This window comes from Halomonas sp. HAL1, assembly GCF_030544485.1.
GTDB classification, from domain to species: Bacteria; Pseudomonadota; Gammaproteobacteria; order Pseudomonadales; family Halomonadaceae; genus Vreelandella; species Vreelandella arctica.
Genome location: NZ_CP130610.1, coordinates 1,641,832 through 1,661,502, shown reverse-complemented (window position 1 = coordinate 1,661,502; position 19,671 = coordinate 1,641,832). Strand labels below are relative to the sequence as shown.

The window sequence follows — 19,671 nt, the reverse complement described above, 5'->3', positions numbered from 1 at the left end:
ACACTGTTTAAAAGAAGTACTGGCATGGCGGTCACTCTGAACAGGCGCCATCACACCGACGACTTCCAAGGCCAAGACTCCGTTACACGCTACTTAGGATATCCACCTAACTAGGTTACAACGCTAAGTTCATGACGCTTTGCACATTGATACAGCCATTGTGCTCATCAAGATAGTCATGCTTTATGACGCTAAACGTGCCAGACAGTTCACAAAAAAAGTAAAACCTTCATTTTTTGTGGTGGCGATTCAAAGCGATCACTTAGCCCTTCTACTAGTGACCGTCATTCGTCGCGACTGTTCCTGGCCGTCGATACTAACGGACGAATATGCTCATCAACCGCTTCCCGAGCGCGGAAAATTCGTGAACGAACGGTCCCCACCGGACACTGCATTACCTGAGCGATATCTTCGTAAGCAAGACCATCCAGCTCTCGCAAGGTAATCGCTGTGCGCAGATCATCAGGTAAGTTGGCAATAGCTTGGTAAACCGCTGCTTCAAGCTGATCTCTAGCAATGGCCGCTTCCGGCGATTCTGAATCGGCCAATCGGCCACTTTGATCGATAATTTCAGCATCAACAATATCTAGATCGCTGCCCGGGGGACGCCTGCCCCGCGAGACCAAATAATTTTTGGCAGTGTTGATAGCAATACGGTACATCCAGGTATAAAACGCGCTTTCGGCGCGAAACTTGCCCAAGGCGCGATACGCCTTGATAAATGCCTCCTGAGCCACATCCTGCACTTCAGAGTGATCATGAACGTAACGACCGATCAGGCCGATAATTTTGTGCTGGTACTTTTTTACCAGCAAATCGAAAGCGCGCGTATCGCCTTTTTGGGCACGTTCCACAAGCTGTTGGTCTGTTTCCCGAGTGCCCATTCACACGCTCCTCCAGCTCGTACGGCGTGCGCCGAGCCCCATTCCTATTAGCCCTGACAAGTGGGCGTTCACAGCAAGCAGCATAGCGTCCCTATGGGCATTGATTAATAATAGAGTGAATAAAAGAGCGAATACATCGCCCGTATATGTTGTTGCATTTTATAACGGTACCGAATTTTAAAGACAGGGCCCAGTTAAAACAGAGCCTCAGTGTTGCGCGTTCCGTGCAGGGCATCAAGCACTTAGCTCCTTTCACAAAACCCTGCGGCTGACACTTTCAATGCTGCTATAGTTCCACAACAATTGATTTTTACCTCCCCGGCAAGCGATAGTAGACGCCACTTTTATCGTCCCCTCACTTTTTCAGCCATTACGAAAGCACAGGTAGCAAGATGTCAGAACAGCAGGTTAATAACCTTAACGTCATCGCTCAAGACGTTCTCACCACGCCAGAAGCGCTCAAGAATGCCATACCGTTAACGGAGGCAGCAGAGCGCACCGTAATAGAGGGGCGTAAAACCATTCAGAGCATCCTGGATGGCAGCGACCCGCGACTATTGGTAGTGGTCGGCCCTTGCTCTATCCACGACGTGGAAGCAGCGCTTGATTATGCCCGCCGTCTTCGCAAACTTGCCGATCAAGTCAGCGACAGCCTGTATATAGTGATGCGTGTCTATTTTGAAAAGCCGCGCACAACGGTGGGCTGGAAAGGCCTAATCAACGACCCGCACCTCAACGACTCTTTTGAGATTGATGAAGGTCTGCACATCGCTCGAAAACTGCTGGTCGATCTCGCTGAAATGGGCTTACCGCTCGCTACCGAAGCACTCGATCCCATCTCTCCCCAGTATATGCAAGACTGCATTAGCTGGTCAGCGATTGGCGCCCGCACGACCGAGTCGCAAACCCACCGGGAAATGGCTTCCGGCCTCTCCTGCCCGGTCGGCTTTAAAAACGGTACCGACGGCAGCCTGGATGTGGCGATTAACGCGCTTCAGTCCGTAGCCAGCCCGCACAATTTCCTGGGTATTAACCAAGCAGGCCAGGTGGCCATTATTCGCACCCGGGGCAACGCCTACGGCCACGTTGTTCTACGTGGCGGCAACGGCAAGCCCAACTACGATAGCGTAAGCGTTACCCTGGCGGAAAAAGAGCTCGAGAAAGCCAAACTATCACCCAACATCATGATTGACTGCTCCCACGCCAACTCCAACAAAGACGCAGCGCTACAGCCGTTAGTATTGGAAAACGTTACCAACCAAATCCTGGAAGGCAACACCTCCATCATAGGTCTGATGGTTGAATCCAACATTGGCTGGGGCAATCAAAAATTGCCGCAGGATCTCAGCCAGCTGCAGTATGGCGTCTCGATTACCGATGCCTGCATCGACTGGGACGCCACGGTAGAAACCTTCAACCGCATGAACGATAAACTTGCCGACACGCTAGCCAAGCGCATCGCCAAGTAGGTTGACAACCCCGCTACGGCGGGGTTTTGTGTTGTTTCCCAGCACACTGGATAATCACTAGCGACTAATTTCACGCCGAAATGGCGGCAGTGCATCCAGCAGTGCTTGTCCGTAGCGGCGGGTAATCACCCGCTTATCCAGCAAAGTGATCGTCCCACGATCACTCTCTTTGCGAATCAAACGCCCGCAGGCCTGCACCAGTTTAATAGACGCATCAGGCACGCTAATGCGCATAAACGCGTTACCACCCTGGCTCTCTATCCATTCCGCTAATGTAGCGCCCACTGGATCGTCTGGCACCGCAAAAGGTAGCCGCGTAATCACCACGTGCGTCAAATAGTCGCCGGGAAGATCGATCCCCTCGGCAAAGCTCGCCAAGCCAAAAATAATACTGCCCTCCCCCCTGTCCACAGCTGCTCGATGACGCTCGATCAACTCGCGTTTTGGCAGTGCATCCTGAGCGAGCACTCGCTCTTTCACACTAACGGGCAGTGCTTTATCGACCGCCCGCAGCTGGGCACGGGAGGAGAACAGCACTAGCGCCGCCTCTTTATCATCCAACTGCGATACAAACGTCACAATCGCCCGCTCGTGGGCATCCCTATCCCCAGGGTCGGTGGCCTCTTTAGGCACGCGCAGCACCGCATTGGCGTAATCAAAGGGGCTCGGCAACGCCTGATAGCGATAGCGATTGGCCAAGCCTGCCCGCTCTTGCAGGCGCTCAAAGCGACCCAAGGCCGTCAGGGTCGCTGAGGTGACTACCGCCCCATGGCAGCGCCCCCATAAATGCTTGGCCAGGGTATGGGCGGCTGAAACGGGGCTGGCCGAAAACTCAATCTCCGGCTCACCGGCTACCCGGCTTAGGGTAATCCAACGAGCGCTGGGCGCCTCGTTAGCAACATCCTGCTCACTAAACGCCTGCCACAACGCATGCGCCTCTAAGGCACGCCCATGAAGCAACGCAACGAGCGGCAGCCAAGTTTCTGCCTGCTCACGATCAAGGCCGGTCTGCTTATCAGGATCAAGGCTTTCACGCAGGATGTCGCTAATGCTCTCCAAGCAGCGCGACAGCGAGGCGAACATCACCAACAATTGCTGCGCCTGCTCCCGCAGAGCCTCGGGCACTTGACCCTTCTCAAAACGCGATTGATGAGTGGCCTCTTCGTCAGCCAAACCATTTGGCCGCTCCGCCAACTGATGACCCATGCTAAACACATCGCCTAGTGCGGGTTCCAGGTTATGAATCAGCTCTGGCAAGCTGACCAAAAGCCGCGACACCGTTGGCTGAATAGCCAACGCCTGGTGAAGGTCGGTCAAACTGCTTCTCAACGTTTTCAGCCAGCGCAAGCAGCCGTGCACCGCAAAGCGGTGAGCAAAATGGGAAAGCGCCTTCTCGGGCAAGTGATGACCTTCGTCAAACACAAAGATGCAGTCCGCCGGGTCAGGCAGAATAGCGCCGCCGCCCAAAGCCAAGTCAGCCAGCACAAGATCATGATTTGCGACGATAACGTCAGCGTTTTCAAGCTCTCGTCGAGAACGGAAAAACGCGCAGGCACCAAAGTGCCCGCAGCGCCTGCCCGTGCACTGGCGGTGATCCACCGTTAGCCGCCGCCAATGGGCATCCTCAATCGCTTCTGGCCAGTTATCACGATCCCCTTCCCATTCGCCCTGGCCATAGGCTTGGGCCATATCGCTGGCAATGACCGTAAAATCACTGCTTTGTGTTTGCAGCGACTGCTCAAACAGCGAGAGCGTTGGGTTGGGTTCAGTGCCTTCTAGCGCTTGATCCAGACGCGCCACGCACACATAACGACCACGCCCTTTAGCTAATGCATAACGAAAGGGGATGCCGCTGTGGCTGGCCAGCGAGGGTAAATCCTGGTTAAGCACCTGCTCCTGAAGGGCAACTGTGGCCGTGGAAATAATCAGCCGCTTGCCGCGCGCTTTCGCGATCGGCAAGGCGGCGATCAGATAAGCCAGCGTTTTCCCAGTACCGGTGCCCGCTTCAAGCACACACACATGAGTATCACTTGTGCGCTTACCTTCGCTGTCGCTCTCTATATTACCCAGCGTCCGGGCGATCTCGGCAATCATCATGCGCTGCCCGTAGCGTGGTGTTAGCTCAAGAGTATCCACCACGCGACGGTAAGCGTCTTGAATCTCGCTTTTGAGGGCATCATCCAGCATGCGGCTTAGAGCATACCTTCCGGCGGATGTACGCAGGGAAGCTTGTCGTTGATATAGCGTTCGATTTCCGGCAGTGAGAATGCATCCTCTTCGCCGACGAAGCTAATTGACACACCCTTGGCACCGGCGCGACCGGTACGACCGATACGGTGTACGTAGTCTTCCGGGTCTTCGGGCAGGGTGTAATTGATAACGTGGCTGACGTCTTCAATGTGAATCCCACGACCAGCAACGTCAGTCGCCACCAACACCTGAATGTCGCCTTCGCGGAAGCTTTCCAGGGTTTTGATACGCTGCCCCTGAGGCACATCACCTGACAGCATCGCCACGCTTACGCCAGCTTTTTTGAGTAGGTCGTCAAGCTTGCGCACCAGATCACGGCGGTTACCAAAGACCATAACGCGCTCAAAGCTCTCTTGCTGAAGTAGATTGACCAACAGGCGCTGCTTGTCGTCATCAGATACTAGGTAAACGCGCTGATCGATATCCGCCTGATTTTCAACCGTGACTTCGATCTCAACGTGGGCAGGTTCCAGCGTCCATTGGCTAGCAAGGTTCAGGATATCGTCAGTAAAGGTGGCCGAGAAGAGGAAGGTCTGACGCTCCTCTTTCTTTGGCGTGTAGCGAATGATTCGCTTCACATCGGGAATAAAGCCCATCGACAACATACGGTCGGCTTCATCTAACACCAATACTTCAACTTCATTGAGGTCGATATCGCGCTTCTGATGGAAATCCAACAGACGCCCTGGTGTTGCCACCAGAATATCGATCTTGCTACCCAGGCTTTCACGCTGCTTCTGGTAGTCCATACCGCCGACCACACTCGCCACATTGAGCTGGGTAAATCGTGCTAACGCTTTAGCATCTTTTTCGATCTGCAGCGCCAGCTCGCGGGTAGGCGCAATAATCAAGGCGCGCGGTGCACCTGGCTTTTGACCATTGGGTGTTGGCTCTTCCAGGAAGTAGGCCATCACAGAGATCAAAAAGGCTGCGGTTTTACCGGTTCCCGTTTGCGCCTTACCGACAATGTCACCACCTAATAGCGTTTGGCGCAGGGCCTCGGCTTGAATAGGTGTGCAGTATTCAAACCCTTGGGCGTGAATAGCGCGCATTAATGTCAGCGGCAGATCAAAGTCATGAAAGCGCCACTTACCGGCCACGGCGGGCACCTGAAACTGACGAAGATCCCAGTTCGACTGGCGACGACGCGGTTTACGACGGCGGCGTTTTGGCTTGCGATTCTGGGCCGGGGCTGTGGTCTGTTCCGACTCGCTCATAGGCTGTCTATCTGTCCATTGCTGTGGAAGTTGGCTTCTTGACGTGCGCATTGTACCAGGGCTTGGCGATAAGAGCGCGTCCTGCTGTCGAAGGAGTCCCAAGGCCTGTTAGAATAGCCGTCAAATCGACGTAAGGAGCGCGACATGACGCGTAAGAAAAAAACTCGTTCACTGGCCGACAAGGTAACGATTCGTACCGGCCGGCGTAAAGATTATAAAAAATGGCGCCACGACAATCCGGACCAAGTGGCCCCATCGCGCCGCTTTGTAGCGAAAAAGCAGCAGCAGCGCAAACTGCAGGCGGTGAGAAAACTCGCTCGTCAGCAGAGCGGGCAGGATATTGCCATTCATCCTGACAAAGGCAATGAATCCAACAACCCCAAGGGAAGTGATTCATAATGCGTTTGGTTTCGTTCAACATTAATGGCATCCGGGCACGACTTCACCAGTTACAGGCGTTGATCTACACTCAGCAGCCGGACGTGATTGGGCTGCAAGAAACCAAAGTACAGGACAGCGAGTTCCCGCTTACCGATGTGGAAGCGATGGGCTACCACGTTTTTTACCACGGCCAAAAGGGCCATTATGGCGTCGCTTTAATGTGCCGCCAGGCGCCCGAAGAGATTTTTTACGGCTTTCCCGACGATGAGGAAGACGCTCAGCGCCGCATGATCGGCGTTCGTCTGATCGCGGAAGATGGAGAAGCCGTGACGGTATGGAACGGCTATTTTCCTCAGGGGGAAAACGTTACTCACCCGACCAAATTTCCCCACAAAGAGCGCTTTTATGGCCAGCTAGCGCGATTGCTTAACGAGCAGCACCGGCCTGACGAGCGGCTGGCGATCATGGGCGACTTTAATATCTCGCCAGAAGATCAGGACATTGGTATCGGTGATGCTAACCGCAAGCGCTGGCTGCGTGAAGGCAAAACCAGCTTTCAACCCATTGAGCGCGAATGGCTCGAAGGCATTAAAGCCTGGGGGCTTACCGACAGCTATCGCCTCTGCTATCCACAAAGCGATGACCGCTTTAGCTGGTTCGACTACCGCTCAAAAGGGTTTAACCAGGAACCCAAGCGCGGCCTGCGTATCGACTATATTCTAGTCACCAAGGCGCTGGCCGAGCAGACCACCGGCGCGGGTATCGACTACGATCTGCGCGGCATGGAACGACCCTCTGATCACGCACCTACCTGGAGCGACTTCGCTCTCACGCTTAAGGCGTAGTTTTTCTACGTACTCTTTTCTAGTTAAAGCTGGACAGCCACTGCTCCGCCTCCTTGTCACCTAGCGACGAGGCGCGGGCAAAGGCTTGTTTCGCTTGCCCATCCTCACCCCAGGCGTAAGCGAGCTGGCCATAGGCTCGCCAGTCGGCGGCAGCTTGAGTATGCAGCGCTAAGGTGTGCCAGGCATTCAGAGCCTTCTCAACGTCTTTCGCCTGCCGCCAGGCGTTGGCAAGCAAACGCAGATGGGACTCATCGCGGACTATATCGCCCTCCTTCAATGCCCACTCTAGATGCTCTGCCGCCCTAGCGGGGCTTCCACCCGAGAGATGAAGCTGAATCAACAGCCAAAAATCTTGCTGCTCGGGTAATTTTTCTAATTGCCACGCTGCTTCCCACAGCCCAGCAGCCACCCCTGCCTGACCAGCCTGCTGAGCAAGCCCGGCGGCTTGGCGCCAATCGGCGGCGTCGCTTTGTGCACTCAAGCCATCCAGCAGCCAACCCAATGCCTGTTCGCCTTGTCCCGCATTGCGAAACACAGCAAGCGCCAGAGCCTGCTGCGTTTCAGTTAGCTCTGACGTTTCATTAAGTGCCTGCTCAAGCCAGACGGCGGCTTCTTCCCAGCGCTCCTGCTGAGCCAGAAGACGGGTTAACTGCCAAACAGCCTCAATGTCTTGCTGATTGGACAACCACTCACTGAGTAACTCAATGGCCTGATTACGTTGGCCGGCAGCACGGCGCAGCGAGGCCTCCTCACGTAGCCAACGGGCTGCCTGGGCACTATCCACACCGTTTAAGCCACGGGCAATGGTCAGCCGATCCGCTGCCGCAGCATGCTGATCCTGTCGTGCCAAGGCACCTGCCGCCAACTGTTGATAGAGCGCACTGGCCCACTGATCCGACTGATTACCGGATGCCAACCGCTCGGCCTGGGCAGTTGCCCTCTCAATGACTTGAGCCAACGCGGCCTCTTGCGACTGGCTCTCTTTTAACAGGCTTTGCAGAGCATTGAGGTCAGCAATGACATCGCCTTGCAGCGCAGGGCCAGCCTGTGACGAGAGAGACCAAACGCTTAATAATAAAAGGCATATAAGACGCTTCATTCCGCTACCTCAACTGAAACTCGATCCGCTGGGTGGCATTGCGTAACCGATCACTGGGTTCAAATTGCCACTGAGCAATCGCCTCCTGCGCAGCGTCATCAAACACGCGACGTGGCTGCGCATTAGTTACCCGTATCGATGAGGCATCCACGCTGCCATCACGACGAATCATAAAGGCTACTTCTACAAAGCCTTCCATGCCGCGGCGCTGAGCCCGCGCTGGATAGCTTGGATTGACCCGACTGGTGGGCGTCGCCTGACCTACGCTAACCGGCTCGTTAGAGGGCGCTGGCTCAGCCTGTGGCGCAGCTTCACGCTCAGCAGGTTCACTCTGCTCAGCCGTTGTAGTAGCGGGCGCTGGCTCGGCAGGCGCCTCTCTCGGCGCAGGCTCTGGGGCTGGTTCTGGAGCAGGTTCAGGCTGTGGCTCGGGCTCCGGCTCTACTTCGGTGAGCTCGGGGAGTTCGCTGTCCATTTCAATAGGCTCAACAGGCTCATCCGGTAGCTCTACTTCCGGCAAACTAATCGTGCTTTCCGCTACCGGAGGCGGCTCGGGTGCGGGCATGGGCGGTGGCGCTTGTTGGGGCGCAGCTTCTACAGGTTGAGGCGTAGGTGCCTCTTGCTCAGGGGCCACTTCTGGCGCTTCAACCATGGTCATTGCCATGGTCATGGTCATCTCTTCGGGCTCTCGCTCAGGGGGGGCAACCAACTGCGCCAGCAGCCAGAACAAGCCTACCGCCAGCACGATGCCCCCCAATAACGACAGCAGATGTCGCATCATGACCCACTCCGACTCGCCGCCACCGCCACTTGGTCAACGCCCGCTTCCCGCAGGCGATCCATGACTTCGATCAGCAAGCCCGTGGTGGATTCGCGGTCTGCCTGGATAACCACCGAGCCATCGTCACTCAGCATATCGGCGACCTGCTGGCCAACCCGGTGAGCATCCACCGGACTGCCATCCACCCATACGGCGCCTTCCGGGGAAATCGCCACAAGCACCTGGGCGTCCGGGCGCGGCGTCGCAGCGCTGGATTCGGGGCGATCAATTTCCACACCGCTCTCTTTAACAAAGCTAGTCGTGACGATAAAGAAAATCAGCATGATAAATACTACGTCGAGCATGGGGGTAAGATTCACCTCATTGCTCTCGGCAGACGCATCTATGGAACGACGTCTACGCATCATTATCCTCCAGTGCCCGTGCCAATCGATCATGCAGCCGCTGGTCTTCACGGCGAATGACGTGCTCTAAGCGACTAATAAATAAAAGCCCTACGACGGCAATGGCCATGCCGGTTAACGTAGGCAGGGTTGCCCGGGCGACACCGTCCGCCATGGCGCGGGCTTGATGGGTCTCGCTAAGCGAAAGGCTATCGAATACGCTAATCATGCCGGTTACCGTGCCTAACAGCCCCAGCAAAGGGCACAGTGCGACCAGTAGCTTCAACCATGGCAAGGGTTTGCGCAGCCTGGCCACTAGCGCTTCGGCCCACACTTGACGCAGCGTGCGGGCGCTCCAACTAACATGATCACTGCGCGCCGCCCAACGACGTAGCAACTGTCGCCGAGCTATACGCCAGGTTATTCGGTAGTACCACCAGCGCTCCATGGCCATAGCAAATACCAGTACGGCCACTGCTGCCAGTACGACAAGCACCGGGCCACCCGCCTCTACCAAACGCTCGACGGGTTCGAGCCAGAGAGGAAGCGTGGACATGTTAGTTCACCACCGCCGTGTGAGATTCAAGGTGATCCGCTAATGTCGCGCTCGCCTGCCCTTCAATCACGTGGGTTAAATAGCGGCTACGACCCGACAGGGCTGTCTGCACGAACAGCAGCGGCACGGCGGTGATCAAACCGAGTACAGTGGTTACCAGTGCTTGGCTAATACCGCCCGCCATCAGTTGCGGGTCGCCGGTGCCAAACACGGTAATCGCCTGGAAAGTTACGATCATGCCGGTGACCGTACCCAACAAGCCAAGCAACGGCGCAATCGCGGCCAGCAATTTGACCATTGGCTGGCTTCGCTCCAGTTTTGGCAGCTCAGCCAGCACCGCCTCATCCAAACGTGCTTCCAACGCTTCAGGGGTCTGGTGTTTGTCCATGCCTTCAAAACGCAGCAATACACGCCCCAGTGGGTTGTTAGGTTTTAACTGGCTGAGCGACTGACGCTGTTGATTAACACGCAGGCTAACGAGCACTAAATAGAGGTACTGCCCTAACCCAATGATCAGACCTAAAATGCCTAATGCAACGACCACATAGCCGACATAACCGCCTTGCTGGAAACGCTCCCACAGACTGGGCTGCTGGGCTAGGGCTTCCAGCACGCTGCCCTGAGTAGGATCAACAGCGAAGACATGGCTCTCGCCCTGGTAGTAATCCGCTAGCAACCCGCCAATGGCATCAGGTGTACGCGGCAATACCACTAGGTTGCCGTCATTTTCTCCGCGCTCTAAAAGCTCGTTTTCGGTAAAGGCTGCGAAATCTCCAAGCCGCATTAACTCACGGGTGGCTACTTCGCCGTTAGCATCGGCGACAGGCAGTGAAAGGTGCTCAGCGCGGCCCGTACGCGCCGTTAATGCCGCCAAGCGATCCACCACCTCTTCCAATTGATGGCGTTCGAGCACTTCGACTTCATCCAAACGTGGCGGCAGCGACCCCTCTTCTAGGGAAAGCAAACTCTCGTCACCCAGTGCATTGCGAATTTCTGAGCTATGCCGGGCAAGGTTAGACAGCAACGCTGTCAGTGCCTCGCCCTGCTCCGCCTGACGCTCGCTTAACTCGCTGGCTTGATCGGTTTGCTCTGCCTGCTGGATCTCTAACGCTTCATGCTGCTGCTGAGCCTCTTCGTGTTCGGCGCGGGCCTGCTCAAGCGCAGACTCTAATGCTTGCTGGTCGTCTAAAAATCCCATTAAACGCTGCTGATCACGCGTTTCAGCCGCTTCTCGTGCTTCACGCAGCGACGTTGCGCTTTCAGTTTGTGCCATTGATGCGCCACTGATCGCTACCAGCCCTAATATCAAGCAGGCATAAAAAAGTTGACGGAGAGTTGGTCGGCTCATGGTTGCTCTCCCTGCTGGTCATTCGCACTGATTGAGAGCGGCAAGGTTAATAAATCCGGCGCGCGCTGATCTTTCGCCATTCGCAGCCCATTACGCACTTCACGCAGGTAGTCGTCATCAAGCGGCTGCCATCCACCGCTTTCAGCATTCCACACCCCGCCTTCGCGCCCATCAGGAGTTAGATAATAAAAACCGATACGGCCAACACGTAAAAAATCCACTTCACGTTCGCGGCCATCCTGGCTTAAACGCCCCCGCCAGCTATCCATCTCACGGCCATAGTCGATCTCGACACGCCAGGCTTCGAGTAGCCCATTAATGCGTTCAATGGTGTTTTCGCCCTGTTCATCAGGCTGACGCTCAACCCGTGCCAGCCGCTCCTCGCGTAGAAACGGCAGGTCACGTTCAATCCATTGGCTGAGCTGAACAGACATATTTTGTTCAATCACAGGCAGCGCTGCACGCGTCTCTTCAAGCGTATCCAAAGCAGTCGCCAGACGCTGCTGACGTTCGGCTTCTTCAGCTAACCGCCCGGTCAGTGAGGCATTTTCAGCGTCTAACTGGCGTGTTTCGCGCTCTAAGCGGCGTAGCTCTTGCAGTTGCTCACGCGTTTGTTCATCGGCAGCATCAATTTGCGCCTGAAGTGCCGCCTGGGTTTGCTGGGCTTCTACACTTTCGGCCGCTTGAGCCACTGCTTGTTCACTTGCCAGCAGCGTGCCACTGGCCAGCACCCCCGCTAGCCACCATCCACGTAAGGCAAAAAAAGGCCTGTTCAGCACGTCGACTCTCCGTCACTGAGTAGCCAGCGGCTGTCACCGCCCGGCTAAAAACTAATTAGGTATTAGAACGATTTGCGTTTAACTTTTACGCTGACTAGCCTACCACTAATATAATAAATGACAATATTTATCATTAACAATCAGGCGTTATCTCTCATCGAGCGCGCATAAAAAAGGCGCCTATCAGCGCCCTTTCATCACAAACATCACTATGTGTGCTTTACTGCTACATACTCTTTCGTCAGCGGCGCTAGAGGAAGCTGCCAAGCCGCTTCACGGGTCACCCATTTTGCTTCGGCAATTTCAGCGGCCGCCTCGACAGGCTCGTCAATAACAAGGCCAAACAGATGCGCTTCAAGCATCACGCCCGGCTCATTAGCCGCTGGCACGGAATACATTCCGAGCGGCATCAGCTCATCCTCCCTAACATGCAAGCCAAGCTCCTCTTGCAGCTCGCGGCACAACGCCTCTAGCGCGCTCTCACCGGCATCGATTTTGCCGCCTGGCTGCATATAGAAAGACGTAATGTGCTTACGTACCAATAGCAAGCGCCCATCTGGGTCACTCACCACGGCAGCGGCAATTTTCAGTACACTACCAACATTCCCTGTCATACCCCTCTCCTTCGTTCTCCACCCTAAACCATTAATACCTAACCCTATTAAAACGCCCAGTCGTCGTCTTCGGTGGCGACGGCTTTGCCGATCACGTAGGAAGAGCCGGAGCCGGAGAAGAAGTCGTGATTCTCGTCGGCATTGGGTGAAAGCGCCGCCATGATAGTCGGATCCACATCGGTGACGCTGCTGGGGAAAAGTGGCTCATAGCCAAGGTTCATCAGCGCTTTATTGGCGTTGTAGTGAAGGAATTTCTTCACGTCTTCACTTAGGCCAACTTCGTCATACAGCGATTCGGTGTAGCGCACTTCGTTGTCGTAAAGTTCCAGTAGCAGCTCGTAGGCGTAATCTTTGACTTCTTGCTGCCGCGCTGGCGTCGCTTCCGCGAGTGCCTGTTGGAACTTGTAGCCAATATAGTAGCCGTGCACTGCTTCGTCACGAATGATCAAGCGAATCAGGTCGGCGGTGTTAGTCAACTTGGCATGGCTTGACCAGTACATTGGCAGGTAGAAGCCGGAGTAGAACAGAAATGACTCAAGAAACACGCTGGCGACTTTGCGCATTAGTGGATCATCCGAGCGGTAACGCTCTAATATCAGCTGAGATTTCGCCTGCAGCGTAGGGTTCTCTTCACTCCAGCGAAAGGCATCGTCCACATCACGGGTGGTACAGAGCGTCGAGAAAATTGAGCTGTAGGAGCGTGCGTGCACTGATTCCATGAAGGCGATGTTGGTGTAAACCGCCTCTTCGTGGGGAGTGCGGGCATCCTCCATTAATACCGGTGCACCCACGCTGCTTTGGATGGTGTCCAGCAGTGTGAGGCCGGTGAATACGCGGATCGTCAGCTGCTTTTCTTTTTCAGTCAGAGTGTTCCAGGACTGAATATCATTAGACAAGGGCACCTTTTCGGGTAGCCAAAAATTACTGGTCAGACGGTTCCACACTTCCAGGTCTTTATCATCCTGGAGTCGATTCCAGTTAATCGCATCAACTCGCGATAAACGTTGCATGGTGTTCATGGCATTGCTCTCAAAACGTAGCGTTCAATGCCCGGCGATCAACACCGGGCATTCAATAACAGATACAAAGCGCTTGCTGATTACAGCGTGCAAGAAACGCAGCCTTCTACCTCGGTGCCTTCCAAAGCACTTTGACGCAGGCGAATGTAGTAAAGCGTTTTGATGCCTTTTTTCCAGGCGTAAATTTGCGCTTTATTGATATCGCGCGTGCTAGCGGTATCCGGGAAGAACAGCGTTAGCGATAGCCCTTGGTCGACGTGCTGCGAGGCTTCCGCGTAGGTATCGATGATCTTTTCCGGGCCGATTTCGTAGGCGTCCTGGAAGTAGTCAAAATTGGCTTCATCCAGGAACGGTGCCGGGTAATAAACACGGCCTAGCTTGCCCTCTTTACGAATCTCGATTCTCGCCGCCACCGGGTGAATACTGGAGGTGGAGTTATTGATGTAAGAGATTGAGCCGGTGGGCGGTACCGCCTGCAGGTTACGGTTGTATAAACCGTGGGCCATGACCGACGCTTTCAGTTCCTGCCAATCATCTTGGGTCGGCAACGCAATACCGCTACGCTCGAACAGCTCACGTACTTTGTCGGTACGGGGCAGCCACGCCTGGTCAGTGTACTTATCGAAGAAGGTTCCCGAGGCGTAGGTGGAGTTGGCAAAATCTGCAAACGTATCCTTGTGCTCAATCGCTAACCGGTTGGACGCACGTATGGCGTGGAACGCCACGCAGTAGAAGTAGAGATTGGTAAAGTCCAACCCCTCATCGGAGCCGTAGTAGATGTGCTCACGCGCCAGATAGCCGTGTAGGTTCATCTGGCCAAGGCCAATCGCCCGCGACTGGGCATTGCCTTCGGCAATAGAAGGCACACTGCGCAGGTTGCTCATTTCCGAAACAGCGGTAAGACCGCGGATGGCAATTTCAACGCTGGTACCGATATCCCCTGCGTCCATCACCTTGGCAATGTTCATAGAGCCCAGGTTACAGGAGATATCCTGGCCGATATGGCGATAACCGAGGTCATCGTCATACTCAGTCGGTGTGTTGACCTGGAGGATTTCCGAGCACAGGTTGCTCATATTGATACGGCCAGCAATCGGGTTGGCGCGGTTTACCGTATCTTCAAACATGATATACGGGTAACCCGACTCAAACTGCAGCTCTGCCAACGTTTGGAAGAAGGCGCGTGCATTGATCTTGTGCTTGCGAATACGCGCATCTGCGACCATCTCCTGGTATTTCTCGGTAACGCTGATATCACCAAACGGAACACCGTAAACCCGCTCGACATCGTAGGGCGAGAACAGGTACATGTCGTCGTTGCGCTTGGCGAGTTCAAAGGTAATATCCGGAATCGTCACGCCCAAGGAGAGCGTTTTGATACGAATTTTCTCGTCGGCATTTTCCCGCTTGGTGTCGAGAAAGCGCAGGATGTCCGGGTGGTGAGCATTCAGGTAGACCGCTCCCGCGCCCTGACGTGCGCCCAGTTGGTTCGCGTAGGAGAACGCGTCTTCCAGCAGCTTCATGATCGGGATAATGCCCGATGACTGGTTCTCAATGCGCTTGATGGGCGCACCAGACTCACGAATATTGGAGAGCAGGAAGGCAACGCCACCGCCCCGCTTGGAAAGCTGCAGCGCCGAGTTAATGGAGCGACCGATCGACTCCATATTGTCTTCGATGCGTAGCAGGAAGCACGACACCAGTTCGCCGCGCTGCTGTTTGCCGCAGTTCAAGAAAGTGGGTGTCGCGGGCTGAAAACGGCCGGAGATGATTTCATCGACCAGTGACTTGGCCAGCGTTTCATCGCCCCGGGCCAAGGTCAGCGCGACCATGCAGACGCGGTCTTCATAGCGCTCTAAATAGCGCTTGCCGTCAAACGTCTTCAGCGTATAGCTGGTGTAGTACTTGAAAGCGCCCAAAAAACTTGGGAAGCGAAATTTATATGCATAGGCTTGCTCGAACAGCGCTTTGATAAAGGCAAAGCTGTACTGGCCCAGCATTTCCGCTTCGTAGTACTGCTCTTCCACGAGGTAATCGAGCTTCTCTTCTAACGAGTGGAAGAACACCGTGTTCTGGTTAACGTGCTGTAAAAAGTACTGGCGAGCCGCTTCGCGATCTCTCTCCAGCTGTAACTCGCCGTTGGCCCCGTATAGATTGAGCATGGCATTGAGTGCGTGGTAATCCAGCGTGCGCGCCTCAGGAGCCGCCGCAGGCCGTTTTGTTTCTGACACATTCTGGGTAGCTACGTTAGTCGTTTCCAAAACTCTTCTACTCCTTTGCGCACGTTGACCACGTCATCGTCAGTGCCAAATAATTCAAATCGATACAGCAGCGGTACGTGGCATTTTTTCGCAATGATGCGGCCAGCAAGACCATATGCTTCGCCAAAATTGGTGTTTCCCGCAGCAATGACTCCCCGCAGGAGGTTCCGGTTATGCGTGTCGTTGAGAAAATGAATGACCTGTTTGGGTACGGCACCCTGTGAACTTCCCCCACCATACGTAGGGGTAACTAAAATATAAGGCTGGGAAACACGTAGCGCAGGCTCATCTCGATTTAGCGGCAGCCGCGTGGCGACAAAACCAAGCTTTTCTACAAAACGATGGGTGTTACCTGATTTAGTAGAGAAGTACACCAAATTGCCGGCCATCGGTGTGTGTGAGCAACTTGCCAGCATTTTGTTGGCTTAGGCCAGTGCTTGAATACGATCAGGACGGAAACCCGACCAGTGATCTTCGCCGACGACTACGACGGGAAGCTGCCGATAGCCCAGCGCTTCTACTTCTTCTTGGGCACCGGACTCTGCGGTAATATCGATAACGGTGTAATCGAGCCCCTGCTTGTCGAGCGCACGGTAAGTAGCGGTGCATTGAACACAAGCTGGCTTGCTATAAATCTGAATTTCCATGGGTAACCCTCTTTTCATAGCGGCATTTTTCGGGTAGAGCACATCTAGTGCCCGCCCTCACTAAAAGACACAACGCATACTATATATAGACCATTGGAAAATCAATTCAAGCATATGTGGTATTTTTTACCCACAGGATATTGACAGCTAATACCCAAGGCTATCCCTGACAATAAAAAAACCGCCCACTAAAAGTGGGCGGTTTTTTCACAGCGCCAGAACTGACGCCATTAGCGGGTCATAGCCGTATTAGCTAATCGCAGCCTGGTAACGACGCTCAACGTCTTCCCAATTGACCACGTTGAAAAACGCAGCAATATAGTCAGGACGCTTGTTTTGATACTTCAGGTAGTACGCATGCTCCCAAACATCCAAACCGAGTAGCGGCGTATTGCCGTGCATCAGCGGGCTGTCTTGGTTCAGGGTATTTTCGACTACCAGTTTTTTCTCAGGTGTAACGGAGAGCCATGCCCAACCGCTACCAAAACGACCAACGGCCGCTTTTTTGAATTCTTCTTTAAAAGCTTCAAGGCCGCCGAGCTCGGCATCAATCGCTTTTGCAACATCACCTTGAGCATTACCGCCACCGTTAGGCGACATCATCTGCCAGAACATGGAGTGGTTGGCGTGACCACCGCCGTTGTTGATAACGGCTTGACGCTTGGCTTCCGGAACACGATCCAGATTAGCGACCAGTTCTTCGACAGGTACATCTTCAAGACCTGTGCCTTCAAGCGCGGCATTCAGGTTGTTGATGTAAGTTTGATGGTGACGAGAGTGGTGAATTTCCATCGTCATTGCATCAATGTTTGGTTCGAGAGCGTCATATGCGTACGGCAATTCGGGTAGTGTATGTGCCATATCATCATCTCCTTGAGTGGCTTTCGTTGCTTTCACTTACCTATGTGCGGTCAGCCCGCAGCTTTTTCAACCACCGGGGTGGATTTTCTTACCTTTTGCCCCAGTACTTTAGTCAACTATTGGCAGTTTACCTAATGTACCCATCACAAAAAAGCCGACTTCTGGCGAAGTCGGCTCAATGTTTATAGATTATTCAAATGCTTACAACTTGCTCTCAAGCTCCGGCAGGATCTCGAACAGATCCCCCACCAAGCCATAGTCGGCCACCTGGAAGATCGGCGCTTCGTCGTCCTTATTGATGGCGACGATGACTTTGGAGTCTTTCATGCCCGCCAAGTGCTGAATGGCACCCGAGATACCCACGGCAATATACAGGTCCGGCGCGACGATTTTGCCGGTCTGACCGACCTGCATGTCGTTGGGTACAAAGCCAGCGTCGACCGCCGCGCGGGAAGCACCAATAGCGGCGCCCAGCTTGTCAGCAATGCCATCCAGCAGCTTAAAGTTCTCGCCGTTGCCCATGCCGCGGCCACCGGAGATCACCACCTTGGCGCCGCCTAGTTCTGGACGGTCGCTCTGGGCCAACTCTTCTTTGACGAAGCTGGATTGGCTGTTGTCGGCGACAAAATCCACCGCTTCAATCGTGGCGCTGCCGCTTTCACCGACGGCATCAAAGCCGGTGGTACGAATGGTGATCACTTTCAGCGCATCATCGCTTTTCACCGTGGCAATGGCGTTACCGGCGTAAATCGGACGCAGGAAGGTATCGGCACTCTCGACACCCAGCACATCCGATAGCTGGCTGACGTCTTTTAGCGCGGCTAGGCGCGGCAGGACGTTCTTGCCGGTGGTAGAAGCGCTGGCCAGTACGTGGCTGTAGCCATCGGCCAGTTCTACCAGCAGCGCGCCCATGGGCTCGGCAAGCTGGTGGGCGTAAACAGCGTTGTCCGCCACGCGTACTTTATTAACGCCGTCGAGTTTCGCCGCAGCGTCTGCTGCCGCTTGAACGCCTTCACCGGCGACCAAAATATCAATATCGCCACCAATGGCCTGGGCGGCCGCTACTACGTGGGCGGTGGCGCCAGCCAGTTGGCCTTCATGTAGGTCGGCAAGTACCAAAATGCTCATAGCATCAGCTCCTTTCAAAGCGTTTATCTCAAAGTACGGAGAGTCAAGAACCGACCTTAAAGAACTTTGGCTTCGTTTTTCAGTTTGTCGATCAGCTCGTCGACCGAGGCCACTTTGACACCGCCTTTGCGCTCGGCAGGGGATTCCACCTTGAGCAGGCTCACCTTAGAGGCCACTTCCACGCCGTAGTCGGCAGGAGTTTTTACATCCAGCGGCTTTTTCTTGGCCTTCATGATGTCCGGTAGCTTGGCGTAGCGCGGCTCGTTCAGGCGCAGGTCGGTGGTGACAATCGCCGGGAGCGTGAGAGCGATGGTTTGCAGGCCGCCGTCGATTTCACGGGTGACGTTAACCGTGTCCCCGTCCACCGCCACTTCCGAGGCGAAAGTGCCTTGCGGCAGACCCGTCAGCGCGGCGAGCATCTGTCCGGTCTGGTTGTTGTCGGTGTCGATGGCTTGCTTGCCAAGAATCACTAGGCCGGGCTGCTCTTCATCCACTACCTTCGCCAGCAGTTTGGCTACGGCCAGCGATTCTACGCGCTCGTCGGTTTCGATATGGATGGCGCGGTCTGCCCCCAGCGCCAGCGCGGTACGCAGCTGCTCTTGGGCGGCTTTGGGCCCTACCGTGACGGCGACGACTTCGGTCGCCACGCCCTTCTCTTTCAGGCGCACGGCTTCTTCCACGGCAATTTCGCAGAAAGGGTTCATGGCCATTTTGACGTTGGTCAAGTCCACATCGGAGTGGTCCGCTTTCACGCGGATTTTGACGTTGTAGTCGATGACGCGTTTCACCGCGACGAGTACTTTCATAGGTTCCTCGCTTGGCTTGTAATAAAAGCCGTTAACCTGGGATGGCACCCGCTTCGCGAGCACCCCTTATTAAATAGCGACTAGTAATAGAGTTACTGCATACGTTATTAGCAAAACATCTTGCCCGAGCACTGCCAAAAATGGCAGTGCCGTCAAATTCATTCAAGCGTTTGATAGGTACATGATTGAAAAACCCTATCAATTTGCCATAGCCTGCCAGTTAGTGACAATACTTGCTAGCTAATGCCTTGGTCTTAGCACTGAACTATCGCTAGCAACACATACAGCCAAGAAATGCTGTTTGCACCATCGTAGGCGTGACCTGACACAGGTATTATGCCTATCA

At 54.6% G+C, this 19,671-nt stretch carries 20 protein-coding genes; 3 read left to right on the top strand and 17 right to left on the bottom strand.

All coding sequences use genetic code 11. The features are described from left to right. Positions 1-284: 284 nt before the first annotated feature. Complete coding sequence (gene rpoE / locus Q3Y66_RS07835) at positions 285-884, bottom strand: RNA polymerase sigma factor RpoE (RefSeq protein WP_008956771.1); 600 nt, start codon at positions 882-884, stop codon at positions 285-287. A 392-nt stretch (positions 885-1,276) separates the two neighbouring features. On the opposite strand from rpoE, the gene Q3Y66_RS07830 reads away from it, so the two are divergent. Further along, a complete protein-coding gene (locus Q3Y66_RS07830; RefSeq protein ID WP_008956772.1) occupies positions 1,277-2,353 on the top strand; it encodes a 3-deoxy-7-phosphoheptulonate synthase in 1,077 nt (358 codons plus the stop codon). A 57-nt stretch (positions 2,354-2,410) separates the two neighbouring features. On the opposite strand, the gene dinG is transcribed toward Q3Y66_RS07830, so the two are convergent. Both dinG and rhlB read right to left on the bottom strand, forming a co-directional pair. Then, positions 2,411-4,540, bottom strand: a complete 2,130-nt coding sequence (dinG, locus tag Q3Y66_RS07825; RefSeq protein ID WP_008956773.1) for an ATP-dependent DNA helicase DinG — start codon at positions 4,538-4,540, stop codon at positions 2,411-2,413. Positions 4,541-4,545: 5 nt separating this feature from the next. Continuing rightward, on the bottom strand, positions 4,546-5,820 hold the full coding sequence (rhlB, locus tag Q3Y66_RS07820) for an ATP-dependent RNA helicase RhlB (protein WP_008956774.1): 1,275 nt from the start codon (positions 5,818-5,820) through the stop codon (positions 4,546-4,548). A 144-nt stretch (positions 5,821-5,964) separates the two neighbouring features. Here rhlB and Q3Y66_RS07815 point away from each other — a divergent pair, with 144 nt between their 5' ends. Further along, positions 5,965-6,219 carry a hypothetical protein gene (locus Q3Y66_RS07815; protein ID WP_008956775.1) on the top strand — a complete coding sequence of 85 codons (255 nt, stop codon included), beginning with the start codon at positions 5,965-5,967 and terminating at the stop codon, positions 6,217-6,219. Then, positions 6,219-7,046, top strand: a complete 828-nt coding sequence (gene xthA, locus Q3Y66_RS07810; RefSeq protein ID WP_008956776.1) for an exodeoxyribonuclease III — start codon at positions 6,219-6,221, stop codon at positions 7,044-7,046. The genes Q3Y66_RS07815 and xthA overlap by 1 nt, the downstream gene beginning before the upstream one ends. A gap of 19 nt (positions 7,047-7,065) precedes the next feature. Here the strand turns inward: xthA and Q3Y66_RS07805 are convergent, their stop codons facing one another. The 14 genes from Q3Y66_RS07805 to Q3Y66_RS07740 form a co-directional block, all read right to left on the bottom strand. After that, positions 7,066-8,145, bottom strand: coding sequence for a hypothetical protein (locus Q3Y66_RS07805; RefSeq protein ID WP_008956777.1), 1,080 nt, complete (start codon positions 8,143-8,145; stop codon positions 7,066-7,068). A gap of 4 nt (positions 8,146-8,149) precedes the next feature. Next, positions 8,150-8,923: an energy transducer TonB gene (locus Q3Y66_RS07800; protein ID WP_008956778.1), complete on the bottom strand. Its 774-nt coding sequence runs from the start codon at positions 8,921-8,923 to the stop codon at positions 8,150-8,152. Then, complete coding sequence (locus tag Q3Y66_RS07795) at positions 8,920-9,327, bottom strand: biopolymer transporter ExbD (RefSeq protein ID WP_008956779.1); 408 nt, start codon at positions 9,325-9,327, stop codon at positions 8,920-8,922. The genes Q3Y66_RS07800 and Q3Y66_RS07795 overlap by 4 nt, the downstream gene beginning before the upstream one ends. Continuing rightward, positions 9,320-9,862 carry a MotA/TolQ/ExbB proton channel family protein gene (locus Q3Y66_RS07790; RefSeq protein WP_008956780.1) on the bottom strand — a complete coding sequence of 181 codons (543 nt, stop codon included), beginning with the start codon at positions 9,860-9,862 and terminating at the stop codon, positions 9,320-9,322. The genes Q3Y66_RS07795 and Q3Y66_RS07790 overlap by 8 nt, the downstream gene beginning before the upstream one ends. Position 9,863: 1 nt before the next feature. Continuing rightward, positions 9,864-11,210 carry a MotA/TolQ/ExbB proton channel family protein gene (locus tag Q3Y66_RS07785; RefSeq protein ID WP_008956781.1) on the bottom strand — a complete coding sequence of 449 codons (1,347 nt, stop codon included), beginning with the start codon at positions 11,208-11,210 and terminating at the stop codon, positions 9,864-9,866. Then, the gene (locus Q3Y66_RS07780) at positions 11,207-11,989 is read right to left on the bottom strand and encodes a DUF3450 domain-containing protein (protein ID WP_008956782.1); all 783 of its coding nucleotides are present in this window, start codon (positions 11,987-11,989) and stop codon (positions 11,207-11,209) included. Before Q3Y66_RS07780 ends, Q3Y66_RS07785 begins: the two co-directional genes overlap by 4 nt. Positions 11,990-12,198: 209 nt before the next feature. Then, positions 12,199-12,603, bottom strand: a complete 405-nt coding sequence (locus tag Q3Y66_RS07775) for an NUDIX domain-containing protein (protein WP_008956783.1) — start codon at positions 12,601-12,603, stop codon at positions 12,199-12,201. Between the two features lie 47 nt (positions 12,604-12,650). Continuing rightward, entirely contained in the window at positions 12,651-13,622 is a 972-nt protein-coding gene (nrdF, locus tag Q3Y66_RS07770; protein ID WP_008956784.1) for a class 1b ribonucleoside-diphosphate reductase subunit beta, read from the bottom strand. A gap of 80 nt (positions 13,623-13,702) precedes the next feature. After that, positions 13,703-15,883 (bottom strand): class 1b ribonucleoside-diphosphate reductase subunit alpha, encoded by a 2,181-nt coding sequence (gene nrdE, locus Q3Y66_RS07765; protein ID WP_238528457.1) that lies wholly within the window; start codon positions 15,881-15,883, stop codon positions 13,703-13,705. After that, entirely contained in the window at positions 15,865-16,299 is a 435-nt protein-coding gene (gene nrdI / locus Q3Y66_RS07760; RefSeq protein WP_083832196.1) for a class Ib ribonucleoside-diphosphate reductase assembly flavoprotein NrdI, read from the bottom strand. Before nrdI ends, nrdE begins: the two co-directional genes overlap by 19 nt. Before the next feature lie 9 nt (positions 16,300-16,308). After that, positions 16,309-16,530: a glutaredoxin-like protein NrdH gene (nrdH, locus tag Q3Y66_RS07755; RefSeq protein WP_008956787.1), complete on the bottom strand. Its 222-nt coding sequence runs from the start codon at positions 16,528-16,530 to the stop codon at positions 16,309-16,311. Between the two features lie 249 nt (positions 16,531-16,779). Beyond that, the gene (locus tag Q3Y66_RS07750) at positions 16,780-17,391 is read right to left on the bottom strand and encodes a superoxide dismutase (protein WP_008956788.1); all 612 of its coding nucleotides are present in this window, start codon (positions 17,389-17,391) and stop codon (positions 16,780-16,782) included. 201 nt (positions 17,392-17,592) lie between these two features. Then, positions 17,593-18,519 carry an electron transfer flavoprotein subunit alpha/FixB family protein gene (locus tag Q3Y66_RS07745; protein ID WP_008956789.1) on the bottom strand — a complete coding sequence of 309 codons (927 nt, stop codon included), beginning with the start codon at positions 18,517-18,519 and terminating at the stop codon, positions 17,593-17,595. 56 nt (positions 18,520-18,575) lie between these two features. Beyond that, positions 18,576-19,325, bottom strand: a complete 750-nt coding sequence (locus tag Q3Y66_RS07740) for an electron transfer flavoprotein subunit beta/FixA family protein (RefSeq protein WP_008956790.1) — start codon at positions 19,323-19,325, stop codon at positions 18,576-18,578. Between the last annotated feature and the right edge of the window lie 346 nt (positions 19,326-19,671).